Consider the following 15,435-nt stretch of genomic DNA (forward strand, 5'->3'; position numbering starts at 1 on the left):
CACGATGAATATAAAATTGATAAACATAGGTTTTGGGAACATTGTTTCAGCAAACAGATTAGTAGCCATAGTTAGTCCTGAATCGGCTCCAATTAAAAGAATAATTCAGGAAGCGAGAGATAGAGGTATGCTAATTGATGCTACTTATGGAAGAAGAACCAGAGCGGTTATTATAACTGATAGTGATCATGTTATTTTATCAGCTGTTCAACCTGAAACTGTTGCACATAGGTTGTCTGTTAAAGATGATGAACATATAGACGAGGTTGAGGAATAATGAGGAGTAAAGGACAGCTAATTGTTATTTCGGGCCCTTCTGGTGCCGGTAAAGGGACTGTATGCAAGGCGCTTCTTGAAAAAAACAATTTTTGGATTTCGGTCTCCGCGACTACAAGAAGTCCAAGAAACGATGAAATAGAAGGAATAAACTATTATTTCATAACTAAAGAGAAATTCCTAGAAAAAATCGCAGCAGAAGATTTTCTTGAATACGCAGAGGTTTATGGAAACTATTATGGTACGCCTAAATCTGAAGTTTTAAAAATATTAGATGGTGGTAGGGATGTAATACTGGAAATAGATATTCAAGGTGCACTTAAGGTGAAAAGGGCTTATCCAAGTGGTTTATTTATATTCATTCTTCCACCGTCTATGGAGGAATTGAAAAATAGAATTACAAATAGGGGCAGTGAAACACCAGAGTCCTTAATTACTAGATTTACATCAGCTCATGAAGAAATTAGTTTTGTATCAAAATATGATTATGCAGTTGTAAATGACACTGTAGATAATGCTTGTGAAAAAATTCAAAGCATTGTAATTGCAGAAAGATGTAGAGTCGATAGAATGAATGGAGATTTTCTAAAGGAGGAAATTAGTAATGAATAATTCAATGATTAACCCATCAATAGTAAATTTATTAGAAAAAGTAGATAACAGGTATTCGTTAGTTGTAGCAACATCAAAAAGGGCAAGACAAATAATAGAAGGTCAAAGCCCACTTGTACAGGTGGATTCCACAAAGCCAGTTACTATAGCTATACATGAAATTTATGAAGGAGCTATTGCGGCTATTACAACAAAAGAAGGAATAAAATAGTATGGAAAATAAAAAGACGGTAGTTATTGGTGTAACAGGTGGAATAGCAGTATATAAGGCTTTAGATGTTATTAGTAGATTAAGAAAAGAAAATGTTTGCGTACATGTTATCATGACTAAATCTGCTATGGAGTTTGTAACCCCTCTAAGTTTTCAATCTATGAGTCAGAACATTGTCATTCATGATATGTTTGATGAGCCTAAAGCATGGGAACTACAACATATATCTCTTGCTAAAAAAGCAGATATATTTGCTGTAATTCCAGCAACGTCCAATATAATTGGTAAAGTTGCAAATGGGATTGCAGATGATATGTTAACTACTACTATTATGGCAACAAAGGCACCAGTGATTTTTGCTCCAGCAATGAATGTCAATATGTACAATAATCCAATACTGCAAGGTAATATTCAAAAGCTTAAGGCTTTTGGGTATGATTTTATTTCTCCAACATCAGGAAGACTCGCCTGTGGGGACATAGGGGAAGGAAAGTTAGCTCAAACTGATGATATTTTTGAAGAAATCATGAGCAATTTGTATCCTATAAAAGATATGAAAGGCACTAAAGTTTTAGTTACAGCTGGTCCTACAATTGCGCCTATTGATCCTGTAAGATTTATAACAAATAGGTCAACAGGCAAAATGGGATATGCAATTGCGAGAGAAGCTAGAGATAGAGGGGCAGTTGTAACTTTAATATCTGGACCATCTGGTGAAAAAATACCTTTTGGTATAAGTGCTATAAAGGTTAATACTAATGAAGAGATGAGAACTGCTGTAATAGATAATTTTTACGATAGTGATATAGTTATAAAAGCAGCAGCTGTATCTGACTTTAAGCCTAAAACATACTGTAGTAGCAAAATTAAGAAAAGTGGAAATGGATTAAACTTAGAATTTGTACGTGATAATGATATTTTAAAAGAATTAGGATTGCTTAAGAGGAACCAAATATTAGTGGGTTTTGCAGCTGAGAGTAATGATTTGCTACAAAATGCACAATCAAAACTTCTTAAGAAAAATTTAGATTACATAATTGCCAATGATATAACGGGAACAGATATTGGGTTTGGAACTGAAGATAATAAAGTGGTTATTTTAAGCAAAGACAATAATCCAATAACAATAGAAAAAATGCCAAAAAAAGAAGTTGCTAGGGAATTGTTTGATTTAATAAATAAAAAGCGCTAATGCGCTTTTTTATGTTATATAAAATCATAAAATTAAAAGGGTGATTAAGTGTATCAGTATGCTGGAGTTGTGGTGAATAATGATTCGGTTCAAGTGGATAAGGTTTTTACATATAAAATACCTATTAGTTTAATAGGCAATGTCCATTTAGGATTTAGGGTTAAAGTGCCATTTGGTAGAGGAAACAGGAGAGTGGACGCTTTTGTATTGGAACTTTATAAGCAATGTGAGAATGTGAATAATATTAAGGAGATAACAACTATATGTGATGAAATGCCACTCCTTAAAATAACTGATATTGAACTTGTAAAGATTATGAAAAAAAAATACCTTTGTACATATTTGGAATGCATAAAAGTTATTATTCCAAGAGGTATAACGAAAGGTATAAAGAAAAAGACGATGCAAGTATTAACTGCGAGTAAGGAACTAGAAGGCAAATTTTTAAATGAACCTTACAAAAATATTTATGAGCTAATACAATTAAATAATATGAAATATAATAAGACTGAGTTCAGTAAAAATTTTAATAAATCACTGTCATCAATAAATACAATGATTAAGCATGGATTCTTAACCACGCAAGAGGTTATAATTAATAGATATAATGAAAAAAACTATTCTAGGTATGAAGAAAAAACACTAAATGAAAGACAACAGCAGTCAGTTGATTTTATAATAAATTCTAAGGCGAAAAAATTCTTGATACATGGAGTTACAGGTAGTGGAAAGACTGAGATATACATGAATTTGGTTAGTTATATGTTAAAAGAGAATAAGCAGTCTATAATACTTATACCAGAAATATCGTTAACCCCTCAAATGGTTGAAAGGTTCAAAGGTAGATTTGGACGTGATATAGCAGTTTTTCATAGTAGGCTATCAGATGGTGAGAGATATGACGAATGGATGAGAGTAAAGCTCGGAAATGTTAAAATTGCTATTGGGGCAAGGTCAGCTATATTTTTACCTTTTGAAAACTTAGGATTAATTGTTATAGATGAGGAACATGAAGCGAGTTATAAATCTGACAGTAATCCAAAATTTGATGCTCGTGAAATAGCTTATATGAAATGTGAACTAGAAAATTGCAAATTAATATTGGGGTCAGCTACTCCATCTATTGAAAGTTATTATAGGTCTACCATAAAGGAATTAGAATTAATTACTATTAATGAGAGGGCAGATGGTGCTGCCATGCCAAAAGTAGAAATCGTTGACATGCGCGAAGAGTTAATGAATAACAATCGTTCAATATTTAGTAAGTCACTTCATGAGGGTATTATTGAGTCTCTAAGCAGAAACGAGCAGGTGATTTTGTTTTTAAATAGAAGAGGGTTTTCAACCTTTGTATCCTGTAGGAAATGTGGTTATGTTTTCAAATGCAAAAAATGTAATATATCATTAACCTACCATAATTCAAGTGAATACCTAACTTGCCATTATTGTGGAGAAAAAGAAAAAATCAGTAAAACATGTCCTAATTGTGGAAGTAGTTATGTTAAGTATTTTGGAGTTGGAACAGAAAAAATTGAGCAAGAAATTAATAGAATTTTTCCAAGTGCAAAAACTCTAAGAATGGATTTTGACACAACTCGGAAAAAAAATTCTTATGAATATATATATAATACCTTTAAAAATAAGCAGGCAGATATTTTAATTGGGACTCAGATGGTTGCTAAAGGATTAGATTTTAAAAATGTTACTTTAGTAGGAGTAATAGCTGCGGATTTATCATTGAATTTACCTGATTTCAGGGCTTTTGAGCGGACGTTTCAACTACTTACTCAAGTCTCAGGAAGAGCAGGTAGAGGCAGTAAAGAAGGCAAGGTGGTTATCCAAACATATAATGCTGATAATTTAACGTTGCAGTATGCAGCGGATAATGACTATGATAGTTTCTACAAAAATGAAATCATGATGAGAGAGGTTATGGACTATCCACCTTTTACAAATATCCTAGTCATAACTATGAGTTCTGAGGATGAAAATTTGTTAATAAAAAATACACAAAATGTTGGTGAAAATTTAAAATATAAGATTAAAAACAATGATAAAATTACATTACTAGGCCCATGCCCTTGCGGAGTTTCAAAAATTAAAAATTTCTATAGATGGCAAATTATAATTAAAGGAAATATTGAACAAACAATTGCAGAGGAAATAAAAAAATCAGTTTATGAGTCGGTTAAGAATGCTTATACTAGTATACGAGTTAGTATAGATATTAATCCAAGTAACATGATCTAATAGCACCAAAGGTGATAATTTAATAGCACCAAAGGTGATAATTAATGACAAGGAGGGTTTCGTATGGCTATAAGAACGATTAGAACATATGGCGACGACATATTAAGGAAAAAAAGTAGAGTGGTAGATGAAATTAACCCTAGGATTCTATTATTAGTTAAAGATATGAAAGAAACTATGTATAAGTCTAAGGGAGTAGGTCTTGCTGCACCGCAGGTTGGCATTTTAAAGAGGATAGTAGTTATTGATGTTGGGAATGGACCTATGGCAATTATTAACCCACAGATTGTAGAAATGCAAGGTTCACAAATAGATAATGAAGGTTGTTTAAGCATACCAGGAGTACAAAAAAATGTAGATAGGCCAGAAACAGTAAAAGTGAAGGCATTAAGCGAAAATGGAGAAGTGATAATAATAGATGGAGAAGGTCTTCTTGCAAGAGCACTCTGCCATGAAATTGATCATTTAGATGGGGTATTATTTATAGACAAAGCAATAGAGGGTGAGGAAAAATAATATGAAGATAATTTTTATGGGTACGCCAGAATTTTCAGTTCCATCACTTTCACAACTTATAAATGAATTTGAAGTTTCTGCTGTTTTTACTCAGCCTGATAGACCAAAAGGAAGAGGTAAAAATTTAGCAATGTCCGCTGTTAAACAGTTAGCGGTAACCTATAATATACCGGTATATCAGCCTTTAAGACTTAGAAATAATGAAGAAATGATAGAAATAATTAAAAATTTAAAACCGGATTTTATTGTAGTAGTAGCATTTGGACAAATCATTCCAAAGGAAGTGCTTAGTATTCCTAAATATGGATGTATAAATCTACATGCATCTTTATTACCCAAATATAGAGGTGCGGCTCCTATAAATTGGTGTGTTATTAATGGTGAGAGTAAAAGTGGAAATACAACAATGCTTATGGATGCTGGTATTGATACAGGGGATATACTTTTAACAGAGGAAATGGAACTGCCAGATACTATGTCTGCGGGGGAATTACACGATGTGCTTATGAATAGCGGAGCACGACTTTTAGTTAAAACAATAAATGGTATAGTAAGTAACGAGATAGAGCCAGCTAAACAAGAAAATGAATTTAGTTCATATGCTTCTAAGTTAGGCAAAGAAATGGCCAAGATAAATTGGGAATGTAGTAATGTTAATATTCATAATTTTATAAGAGGATTAAATCCATGGCCAATTGCATATACTTATTATGAGAATACAGTAATGAAAATATATAAGTCAAAAGTAATAAACGAACAATCAAATAAAAAGATTGGAAGTATTATAGAGGTTTCAAAAGAAGGATTAAAGGTAGCAACTGGCAGTGGTGTTTTACTTATTGAAGAGATACAATTTCCGGGTAAGAAGCCTTTAAAAGTAAGGGATTATATAATAGGAAATAAGATAAATGAAGGTGCGGTTTTGAAATAAGGGAAATAAAAGCTGCTAAGGTGTCAGTTTATTCTTTTATTAATAAATTTAATGAAATTAGAGAGAGGTGAATGAATATGTATTTTTATGATAGTACTATGATTATATTATTGCCCGCTATAATTATATCGGCATGGGCACAATTTAAAATTAAGTCTTCCTTTGGTAAATATTCCAAGGTGAATAGTGCAAATGGATATACAGGGGCACAGGTAGCTAGAATGCTTTTGGATGATGGTGGTCTTTTTGATATACCAGTGGAGATAGTACCGGGAAAGCTTACTGATCATTACGATCCTTCTAAAAGAATTATGAGATTGTCTGGTGAGGTGTATCATGGAACTTCAGTAGCGTCTATTGGGGTTGCTGCTCATGAAACTGGCCATGCGCTCCAAGATAAAGAACATTATGTACCTTTAAAACTCAGGAATTCTATAGTTCCTGCAGTGAATTTTAGTTCTAATGCATCCTGGGTACTATTTTTTATAGGAATAATTTTCACTATCCCTTCTCTAATAAATATTGGAATCATATTATTTTCAGCAGTGGTAGTATTTCAGTTAATTACTCTACCGGTTGAATTTAATGCATCTAGTAGAGCACTAAAAATCTTAGAATCTAGAAGTATACTCTATGGTGATGAAATAAAAGGAGCTAAATCAGTATTAAGTGCAGCAGCTATGACATACTTATCTGCAGCATTAATGGCAATTTCTCAGCTTATAAGGCTTGTTCTTATAAGTCGCGATAGATAAAAATTAAATAGAAAATTGAGGTAACAGGATGAATAATAGTAGACTCGTAGCAATTACAGTTATAGAAAAAGTGTTAAATGAAAATGCTTATTCGAATATTGTTTTAGGAATCGAACTTAACAAATCGGAACTAAACGATAAAGATAAAGCGTTAGTTACAGAAATAGTTTACGGTACTTTAAAATATAAATACACAATAGATAAAATATTGAGCAGTTTTATAAAAAAAGGCTTTGAAAAGGTAGATAGTTTTGTTTTAAACATATTAAGAATATCAATATATCAAATTAGGTTTTTGGATAAAATACCGAGTTTTGCTGTGGTTAATGAGGCTGTAAACTTAACAAAAAAGATGAGTAATGTAGGAGCAGCACAATTTGTTAATGGAGTACTTAGAAACTATCTAAGGGGCGACACAGCGGTGTATTATAATGAAAAAAATGATATTGAAAGATTATGCTTTGAGTATTCCTTCACTAAGGCTTTAGTTAAACTCTTTATAAAGCAATATGGGATTGAAAGCGCTGAGAAAATTCTAAGTGGCTTAAATCAAAAACCTGATGTTACAGTTAGAGTTAATACTCTGAAATTAACTTATGAGCAAATATGGGAAAAACTTATAGAAAATGGGTATAATATAGAAAAAGGCTATGCGTGTTCTGAAGCAATACGAATTATTAAAGGGAAAAATATAGAGAATAACCTTTTATTTAATGAAGGAAGTATAACAGTCCAGGATGAGTCTGCAATGCTTACAGCTCTTTCTATGGACCTTTTGCCAAATCTAGAAGTATTAGATCTTTGTAGTGCACCAGGTGGAAAGACAACACACATTGCAGAAATTATGAAAAACACAGGACATATTTTTGCATTTGATTTACATGAAAATAAGTTATCATTAATAAAACAAAATTTAAATAGAATAGGAATTGTAAATACAACTTGTGATGTTATGGACGCTACAATTTATGATCCAAGTTTACTTCAATCTGCAGATAGGGTACTTATTGATGTACCTTGCTCTGGTCTTGGAATTATTAGAAAAAAACCTGAGATAAAGTGGAGTAAACATATAAAAGACATAGAAAATATAATTCACACACAAAGAAAAATAATGGAGAATGCTTCAAAATACATAAAAAAAGGTGGAGTACTTGTATATTCAACATGTACCCTTAATAAGGAAGAAAATGAAAGCAATATTGAATGGTTCCTAGAGTCTCATTCAGAATTTAAGATTGAACCAGTATTTTACGGTGAATTTGATAATATAAACTATAGTGATAAAGGGTATGTTACTATATTCCCGAATGAATACATGGACGGATTTTTCATAGCCAAAATTATAAAGTCATAGTAGGTGTATAAAATGATAAATATATTAGATATGAATTTAGTAGAGTTAAAGCAATGGATGAAAAGTAATGGGGAAAGCGAATTTAGAGCTAAGCAAGTATTAGACTGGATTTATAAGGAAATTTGGGAATTTGAAAATATGAATAATATTCCGCTCAATATAAAAGAAAAGTTACAAAACAATTTTTACATAGGAATACCTGAGCTCGTAGAGGAATATACTTCAAAACAAAATGATACAAGAAAATATCTTTTCTCTTTAAATGATGGTAATTTAATTGAATGCGTTGTTATGAAATACAAACATGGGAACTCTATATGCATATCGACTCAAGTTGGATGTAGGATGGGATGTAAATTTTGTGCATCTACCATTGGAGGAATGATTAGAAATCTAACTCCAGGGGAAATGCTATCTCAAATAATGAAATCACAGCATCTAATTAACGAGCGAATTTCTAATGTTGTGTTAATGGGAAGTGGGGAGCCATTTGATAATTTTCATAATGTAATAAAATTTCTTGAAATTGTGAATTCAGAGAATGGGTTAAATATTGGTCAAAGACATATAACTATTTCTACCTGTGGTATTGTACCAAAAATTAAAGAGTTTGCTGATATTAACTTGCAAACGACACTGGCTATTTCACTTCATGCATCTACGGATGAGATTAGAATGAAGAGTATGCCAATTGCAAATAAGTATTCTATTGCAGAAATTATTGATGCATCTAAATACTATATAAATAAAACTAATAGACGTATAACTTTTGAATATGCTCTTGTAAAGGGGCTTAATGATAGTACGCAAGATGCAGAAAAATTAAGTATATTATTAAATGATATGTTATGCCATGTTAATTTAATTCCAGTTAATGAAATAGAAGAGAATGAATTAAAAAGATCTTCGAATGATGATGTTGCTGAGTTTAAGAGGGTACTTGAAACTAATAATATCCAAACAACAATAAGGCGTGAAATGGGACTGGATATTAATGCGGCTTGTGGTCAACTTCGGAGAAGCTATATTAAAAGTGAAAACTTAAATGAGGGGGTGTAAAAATGCTTGGGGTTTTATCTGATGTTGGAAATGTTAGAAAAACAAATGAAGACTCTGTAGGCTATTTTGAAGATAGCGATTTTGGCATTTATGCTATAGCAGATGGTATGGGGGGGCATAATGCAGGAGAGGTTGCAAGTCAGCTAGCTATTAAGGTTATAATAGAATATATAAAGAAGAATCATCATGGATTAGATCTAAAAGAAGTACTTTCTGAAGGAATAAAATTTGCAAATAAGAAAATTTATGACATGGCAAGTGGGAATGATTCTCTTAAAGGGATGGGGACAACTATAACAATCTGCTTTAAAAAACAAAATGAAATGGTTGTTGCAAATGTAGGTGACAGTAGTTGTTATATTATTGATAATAATAAAAAATTATTAAAAATTACAAGAGATCATTCTTTGGTACAACAGCTTTTAGATAATGGTACTATAACTGAAGAAAAAGCTAGAACTCATCCCAATAAAAATATTATTACAAGGGCACTTGGAACAAATGAGTTAGTAGAAGTTGATTTATTTGATGTTAATTTGACGAATATATTCAAATGTATTTTATGCACAGATGGCCTTACGAACGATGTGACTTATTCTGAAATGTATGATATTATTATAAAAAATGAAAATGACAATATTTCTAGCTGTAAAATGTTGGTGGATTTAAGCAAATCTAAGGGTGGACGCGATAACATATCAGTTATCGTATTTGAAGGAGAGTGCAGAGATGATAGGAACCATATTAGGGAGTAGATATGAACTCCTTGAAAAAATTGGAGAGGGTGGAATGGCAATAGTTTATAAGGCTAAATGTCGTTTGCTCAATCGTTATGTTGCTGTAAAAATATTAAAAGAAGAATTTTCAAATAATATAGATTTTATGGATAAATTTAAAAAAGAAGCTTCATCCGTAGCTAGTCTCTCATCAAATAATATAGTTAATATTTATGATGTCGGACAAGAGAGAGATATTAACTATATTGTAATGGAATATATAAAAGGGAAGACTTTAAAGGAAATTATACTTCAAAATGGTAGCATGGATTATGATCAAATAATAGACTATGGGATGCAAATTGCAAAAGCACTTGAGTGTGCTCATAAGAATAACATTATACATAGGGATATTAAACCTCATAATATTTTAGTGACTGAGGATGGAACGGTTAAAGTTACAGATTTCGGTATAGCAAAAGCTGCCAGTTCTGTAACTATAACTAATACCAGTACAGTGATGGGATCAGCCCATTATTTTTCACCAGAACAAGCTAAAGCAAGTTTTGTAGATTGTAGAACAGATATTTATTCTTTTGGAATAGTGCTTTATGAGATGTCTACAGGGCAAGTGCCTTATGATGCAGAAAGTCCTGTATCGGTAGCATTAAAACATATACGGGAACAAGTTGTGCCACCTAAGAAAATAAATGGTAATATTCCTGAAAATTTGAACAAATTAATATTAAAAGCTATAGAAAAAGAACCTATAAAGAGATATCAAACTGCGAAAGATATGTTTTTAGATCTGCAGAGAATACAAAAGAATAGTTCATATACTATCGCAACAAATAGCATGGAAAATGAATACACTAGGGTTATGGCACCTGTAAATGTAGATGACTATGAAAAAGAAGATGACTATGAAGACGAAAAAGAAGAAGTAATCAAAAGCCCAAAGTCTAAAAATAACAAGAAAAATAAAACGATAATAATGGCTTTAGTTGCAATAATTTTATTGATTGTTTTAGGTAGTGTTGCGGGAGTCATATTAAAGAACTATCTTACTGGCAAGCAAGTCAGTGTGGCAGATAAGATATTGGTGCCTAAAATTATTGGTTTGGATAAGGTAGAGGCAGAAAAATTAGTTGTAGAAAAAAACTTGAATTTTGTGGTGGCTGGAGAAGAAAATAGCGAAAAACCCGAAGGCGAGGTGCTGATATGTTTTCCTGATGAGGGAACAGAATTAAAAGCTAAGGGTGAAGTAAGAGTTAGGGTGAGTAAAGGGCCAGCAAGTTTCAAAATCCCTTCTGTCAAAGGAAATGATAAAGCTTCGGCTAGTGCTATTATTGAACAAAATGGATTGGTGCTCGGCAATGTCACATATGAATTCAATGATTCCATTGCTAGTGGTTTAGTAATAAGCCAAAATCCAGATCCGGATAGTTTAGTTAAAAAAGGTGATAAAGTAGATTTAGTAATAAGTAAGGGTGTAGAGGTTAAATTAACAAAGGTTCCAAATCTAAATGACGTATCTTTAAATGATGCAGAGAGAGTATTGCAAAATGCAAATTTAAAATTAGGTGAGCAAAAGCCAGTGGTAACTCATGATAAGTCACTTGATGGTAAAATATTTAATCAAAGTATTGCTCCAAATACGGAAGTTACGGAAGGTAATTCTGTAGGAGTTAATTATTATAAGTATGAAGAACCTAAAAAAGAGGAATTTGATGTTCCAGACTTTAGAGGGAAAACTGTTAAAAAAGCACGTGAGTTAGCTGCGCAATTGGATATAAGCGTAGCAGTTTCTGGTAACGATGAAGATATCATTGAGTCGCAAGATAAGGAGCCAGGTACTAAGGCAAATGTTGGAGATACTATAACTTTAACATCTAAGGCTGCGGAAGCTCCAGTAACACCTGAAACACCTCCAGTAACGCCTGAAACACCACCAGAAACAACTGGAACACCACCAGCAACTGAAAAACCATCAGCGACTCCTCAATAAGAATAAATAATTATAAGGTATATGAAATATATTTAAAAATATTAAATCGAAGGTAAATGGTGAAGGATATATGCAAGGAGTAATCATAAAAGGTGTAGGCGGACTATATTTTGTAAAAGTTCAAGACAAAGTCATAGAATGTAAGGCAAGAGGGAAGTTCAGGTATACTGGGCTTTCCCCTGTTATTGGTGATAAAGTGGAAATAATGCTCGAGACAGATGAGAGCAAAGGTGTAATTGAAAAGATTTTTACAAGAGAGACTGAGATGATACGTCCAGTAGTAGCTAATGTTACTCAAGCTTTTGTAGTTTTTGCATTTAAACAACCTGATTTAAATATGGATTTGCTCAATAAGTTTCTAGTGCTTTGTGAATATTACAGGTTAAAGATAGTTCTTTGTTTAAACAAGTTGGATTTAGTTGAGCAAGTTGATGAGGATATTATAAAAGAATTAAAAAGCGTAGGATGTGACATAGTATTTTTAAAAGCAAAAGAGGGTGATGGACTTTCTGAACTTAAGACTAGAATAAAAGATAACATTACTGTTTTTTGTGGACCGTCTGGAGTTGGAAAGTCAACTATACTCAATAGTATACTTGGAAGAGAAGCTATGAAAACCGGAGATATAAGTAAAAAATCCCAGAAAGGTAAGCACACAACTAGGCACAGTGAACTTATTGAATATGAAGAGGGATTTTTGCTAGATACTCCAGGATTTTCAGCCTTAAGTTTAGATTTCATTGAGGAAGAACAATTACAAGAGTGTTTTCCAGAATTTGAAAAATATAGATGCGAATGTAGGTTTTCTAATTGTATGCATTATAAAGAACCTAACTGTGGAGTTAAGGAAGCGGTAGAAGCTAATGAAATTTACAAGGATAGATATAAATTTTATATAAAAACATTAGAAGAAATTATTGCTAGGGGGAATAAAAAATGATAAAAATATCACCATCTATATTGTCAGCGGATTTTTCAAGGCTAGGGGAACATATTAAGCAGCTAGAGGCGTGCGGTGCTGATATGATTCATATTGATGTAATGGACGGTATATTTGTACCTAATATTTCTTTCGGTATTCCAGTTATTAAGAGTATTAGAAAATCAACAAAATTACCATTTGATGTGCACCTTATGATAGAAGAACCGTCTAAATATGTAGAAGACTTTGTAAATTCAGGAGCTGACATTATAACTGTCCATTATGAAACCGATAGACATATTGATAGAACTATTAATTACATAAAAAGTTTTGGGGTCAAAGCGGGTGTTGCATTAAATCCTGCTACACCTGTAGCATTAATTAAACATTTAATAAGCAATCTTGATATGGTACTTATTATGTCAGTAAACCCTGGATTTGGAGGACAAAAGTATATTGAATACTGCTCGGATAAAATTAAAGAAGTTAGAGCGCTTGCAGATATTTATAATAAAGACATTATGATTCAAGTAGATGGTGGCATTGATGCAGATAATATTCAAAAAGTTGTTAATAGTGGTGCTAATGTTGTTGTGGCTGGGTCGGCAGTATTTAAGAATGATGAAATTGAGAAAAACATAAAAGTCTTAAGATCAGGTATTTAACGTGAAAGTCATAATAATATCAGGAGGAAATCCACCATCACAACAATTACTCATGAATGAAATTACTGAGGATGCATTTTTAATTGGAGCAGATAGTGGTGCTAATTGCCTATATGACTATAATATAAATCCTCATTTACTTGTAGGAGATTTTGACTCTATTGATAAAGAGGCTTTGGATTATTTTAAAAAAAACGATTCTATAATAGATATTTATCCTACAGAAAAAGATTTTACTGATACTGAAATTGCAGTTAAAAAGGCTTTGAGAATGAAACCAAATGAAATAGTATTATTGGGATGCACTGGAAGTAGAGTTGATCATCTGCTCGGAAATATTGGAATGCTAAAAATCTGCTTAGAAAATGGCGTTAATGCATGCATTAAGGATGAAAACAATAATATTAGGTTGATTGATGCCTCAACTTCATTAAGTGGCACTGTAGGCGAGATATTCTCTGTACAATCTTATGGCGATGAAATAATTGGGTTAACCATTGAAGGCGCAAAATATCCTTTAAATAATTACAATTTGAAAATAGGACAGAGCATAACTATTTCAAATGAGTTTGCAGGGCATCAGGTTCATCTTAAATTTAAATCTGGAATGCTGATGATAATATTATCATCAGATTAATAATTATATAAGAACTATTTTTTTATTGGTAACTTCAATAAAAAAATAGTTTTTTATTTTTGGCAATATTATTGAGAGTAATTCATATAATAATATTGGAATACTTTGAGAGGGGAATAACTTATGAAAAAGTTTTATAAGTGTTTAGAAAAGCAGCTTGGAGTAATCATTGCATGTTTAGGCATCGGAATTATAACAGTAGTAATAGTCCCATTTTGGTGGTGGATAATTGTTGTAGGAGGAGGAATTGTTTATTTTGGCTTTACTATAATGGATCGTAACAATCATTGTTAATGAGGTGCAGATAGATAGGTAAAGTTAGAAGAGATTTTATGGATTTCATGTTTGGGAGGTAAGAGAGATGAAAATTATGGCTATTAAATTACCGAGATTTATATCACGAATAATTAGATTTTTTTTGAAAAAGTAACATAGAAAAACTCAGTTATTACAAAAAAATCAGTTTTTAAAGGTGAAGTTGAATAAAAAAACAGCTTTTAAAGCTGAATTTAAACAAAAATGCAGCTTTAAAAGCTGGGTTTAAATAAAAAATGCAGCTTATAAAGCTGCATTTTTATTTCTTAATTATATAGCACGTTGGACTTTACCTGAACGAAGACATCTAGTACATACATGTATAGATTTAGGCGTTCCGCTAACTATAGCTTTAACTTTTTGAATATTTGGAGCCCATTTTCTTTTTGATTCACGGTGTGAGTGACTATATTGGCTACCTGAAATAACACCTTTATTGCATATTTCGCATTTTCTTGACAATGAAAACACCTCCTTAAGACTACGAAGAAAAAAATCTTCTCAATTGAAACACGCATTATTGTAACATAAATATTACTACTCTTGCAAGTTAAATAAGAAATTATTAGTAACTAAAGCAATTATAAAATTAATTTTGTTGAATAAATTAGTATTATACTATAAAATAATCTATATAGCAGTATAAGGAGGAATTAAAATGAAAGGTAGCATTGAAAGAGAGAATGGTAATATATATTATTCAGAGGAAGCGTTAGCCAACATAGTTGGAATTTCTACAACAGAGTGTTATGGAGTTGTTGGAATGGCACTCAAAGATGCCAAGGATGGGTTTTGGCAATTGATTAAGAGCGACGGTTTAAATAAAGGAGTTAAAATTAATTCTAAGGAAAACCAACTATTTATTGAATTATTTATAATAGTTGAATATGGCACGAAAATATCTGTAATAGCAAATAATATAATTCAAAAAATAAGATATAATGTTGAAAATTATACAGGACTGAAAGTTGCAGCAATAACCGTAAACGTCCAAGGTGTAAGGGTCTAGGGAG

18 protein-coding genes are annotated in these 15,435 nt (G+C 31.9%); 17 read left to right on the forward strand and 1 reads right to left on the reverse strand.

Annotation, left to right across the window (positions count from 1 at the left end; translation table 11 throughout):
• Positions 1 to 4: 4 nt before the first annotated feature.
• The 16 genes from remA (at position 5) to ACWJJ7_RS01005 (ending at position 14,401) form a co-directional block, all read left to right on the forward strand.
• Positions 5 to 277, forward strand: coding sequence for an extracellular matrix/biofilm regulator RemA (gene remA / locus ACWJJ7_RS00930; RefSeq protein ID WP_462963521.1), 273 nt, complete (start codon positions 5 to 7; stop codon positions 275 to 277).
• Positions 277 to 888 (forward strand): guanylate kinase, encoded by a 612-nt coding sequence (gene gmk, locus ACWJJ7_RS00935; RefSeq protein ID WP_462963522.1) that lies wholly within the window; start codon positions 277 to 279, stop codon positions 886 to 888. Before remA ends, gmk begins: the two co-directional genes overlap by 1 nt.
• On the forward strand, positions 881 to 1,099 hold the full coding sequence (gene rpoZ / locus ACWJJ7_RS00940; protein ID WP_462963523.1) for a DNA-directed RNA polymerase subunit omega: 219 nt from the start codon (positions 881 to 883) through the stop codon (positions 1,097 to 1,099). The genes gmk and rpoZ overlap by 8 nt, the downstream gene beginning before the upstream one ends.
• Position 1,100: 1 nt before the next feature.
• Positions 1,101 to 2,291 (forward strand): bifunctional phosphopantothenoylcysteine decarboxylase/phosphopantothenate--cysteine ligase CoaBC, encoded by a 1,191-nt coding sequence (gene coaBC / locus ACWJJ7_RS00945; protein ID WP_462963524.1) that lies wholly within the window; start codon positions 1,101 to 1,103, stop codon positions 2,289 to 2,291.
• Between the two features lie 48 nt (positions 2,292 to 2,339).
• On the forward strand, positions 2,340 to 4,541 hold the full coding sequence (gene priA / locus ACWJJ7_RS00950) for a primosomal protein N' (RefSeq protein ID WP_462963525.1): 2,202 nt from the start codon (positions 2,340 to 2,342) through the stop codon (positions 4,539 to 4,541).
• 63 nt (positions 4,542 to 4,604) lie between these two features.
• The gene (gene def / locus ACWJJ7_RS00955) at positions 4,605 to 5,057 is read left to right on the forward strand and encodes a peptide deformylase (protein WP_462963526.1); all 453 of its coding nucleotides are present in this window, start codon (positions 4,605 to 4,607) and stop codon (positions 5,055 to 5,057) included.
• Between the two features lies 1 nt (position 5,058).
• Entirely contained in the window at positions 5,059 to 5,988 is a 930-nt protein-coding gene (gene fmt / locus ACWJJ7_RS00960) for a methionyl-tRNA formyltransferase (RefSeq protein ID WP_462963527.1), read from the forward strand.
• Between the two features lie 77 nt (positions 5,989 to 6,065).
• Positions 6,066 to 6,743 carry a zinc metallopeptidase gene (locus ACWJJ7_RS00965; RefSeq protein ID WP_462965054.1) on the forward strand — a complete coding sequence of 226 codons (678 nt, stop codon included), beginning with the start codon at positions 6,066 to 6,068 and terminating at the stop codon, positions 6,741 to 6,743.
• Between the two features lie 28 nt (positions 6,744 to 6,771).
• On the forward strand, positions 6,772 to 8,100 hold the full coding sequence (rsmB, locus tag ACWJJ7_RS00970) for a 16S rRNA (cytosine(967)-C(5))-methyltransferase RsmB (RefSeq protein WP_462963528.1): 1,329 nt from the start codon (positions 6,772 to 6,774) through the stop codon (positions 8,098 to 8,100).
• Between the two features lie 12 nt (positions 8,101 to 8,112).
• Positions 8,113 to 9,159, forward strand: a complete 1,047-nt coding sequence (rlmN, locus tag ACWJJ7_RS00975) for a dual-specificity RNA methyltransferase RlmN (RefSeq protein ID WP_462963529.1) — start codon at positions 8,113 to 8,115, stop codon at positions 9,157 to 9,159.
• A 2-nt stretch (positions 9,160 to 9,161) separates the two neighbouring features.
• Entirely contained in the window at positions 9,162 to 9,914 is a 753-nt protein-coding gene (locus ACWJJ7_RS00980; protein ID WP_462963530.1) for a Stp1/IreP family PP2C-type Ser/Thr phosphatase, read from the forward strand.
• Entirely contained in the window at positions 9,889 to 11,883 is a 1,995-nt protein-coding gene (gene pknB, locus ACWJJ7_RS00985) for a Stk1 family PASTA domain-containing Ser/Thr kinase (RefSeq protein ID WP_462963531.1), read from the forward strand. Before ACWJJ7_RS00980 ends, pknB begins: the two co-directional genes overlap by 26 nt.
• A gap of 70 nt (positions 11,884 to 11,953) precedes the next feature.
• Complete coding sequence (gene rsgA / locus ACWJJ7_RS00990) at positions 11,954 to 12,823, forward strand: ribosome small subunit-dependent GTPase A (protein ID WP_462963532.1); 870 nt, start codon at positions 11,954 to 11,956, stop codon at positions 12,821 to 12,823.
• Positions 12,820 to 13,470: a ribulose-phosphate 3-epimerase gene (gene rpe / locus ACWJJ7_RS00995; protein ID WP_462963533.1), complete on the forward strand. Its 651-nt coding sequence runs from the start codon at positions 12,820 to 12,822 to the stop codon at positions 13,468 to 13,470. Before rsgA ends, rpe begins: the two co-directional genes overlap by 4 nt.
• A 1-nt stretch (position 13,471) precedes the next feature.
• Entirely contained in the window at positions 13,472 to 14,107 is a 636-nt protein-coding gene (locus ACWJJ7_RS01000) for a thiamine diphosphokinase (protein ID WP_462963534.1), read from the forward strand.
• A 123-nt stretch (positions 14,108 to 14,230) separates the two neighbouring features.
• Positions 14,231 to 14,401, forward strand: a complete 171-nt coding sequence (locus tag ACWJJ7_RS01005) for a hypothetical protein (protein ID WP_462963535.1) — start codon at positions 14,231 to 14,233, stop codon at positions 14,399 to 14,401.
• Between the two features lie 291 nt (positions 14,402 to 14,692).
• Here the strand turns inward: ACWJJ7_RS01005 and rpmB are convergent, their stop codons facing one another.
• Positions 14,693 to 14,884, reverse strand: a complete 192-nt coding sequence (gene rpmB / locus ACWJJ7_RS01010; protein ID WP_165413696.1) for a 50S ribosomal protein L28 — start codon at positions 14,882 to 14,884, stop codon at positions 14,693 to 14,695.
• Positions 14,885 to 15,080: 196 nt separating this feature from the next.
• Between rpmB and ACWJJ7_RS01015 the strand changes: the two genes are divergently transcribed.
• A complete protein-coding gene (locus tag ACWJJ7_RS01015) occupies positions 15,081 to 15,431 on the forward strand; it encodes an Asp23/Gls24 family envelope stress response protein (RefSeq protein ID WP_462963536.1) in 351 nt (116 codons plus the stop codon).
• The last annotated feature ends 4 nt before the right edge of the window (positions 15,432 to 15,435 follow it).

Source organism: Clostridium sp. CM042, from assembly GCF_055080995.1.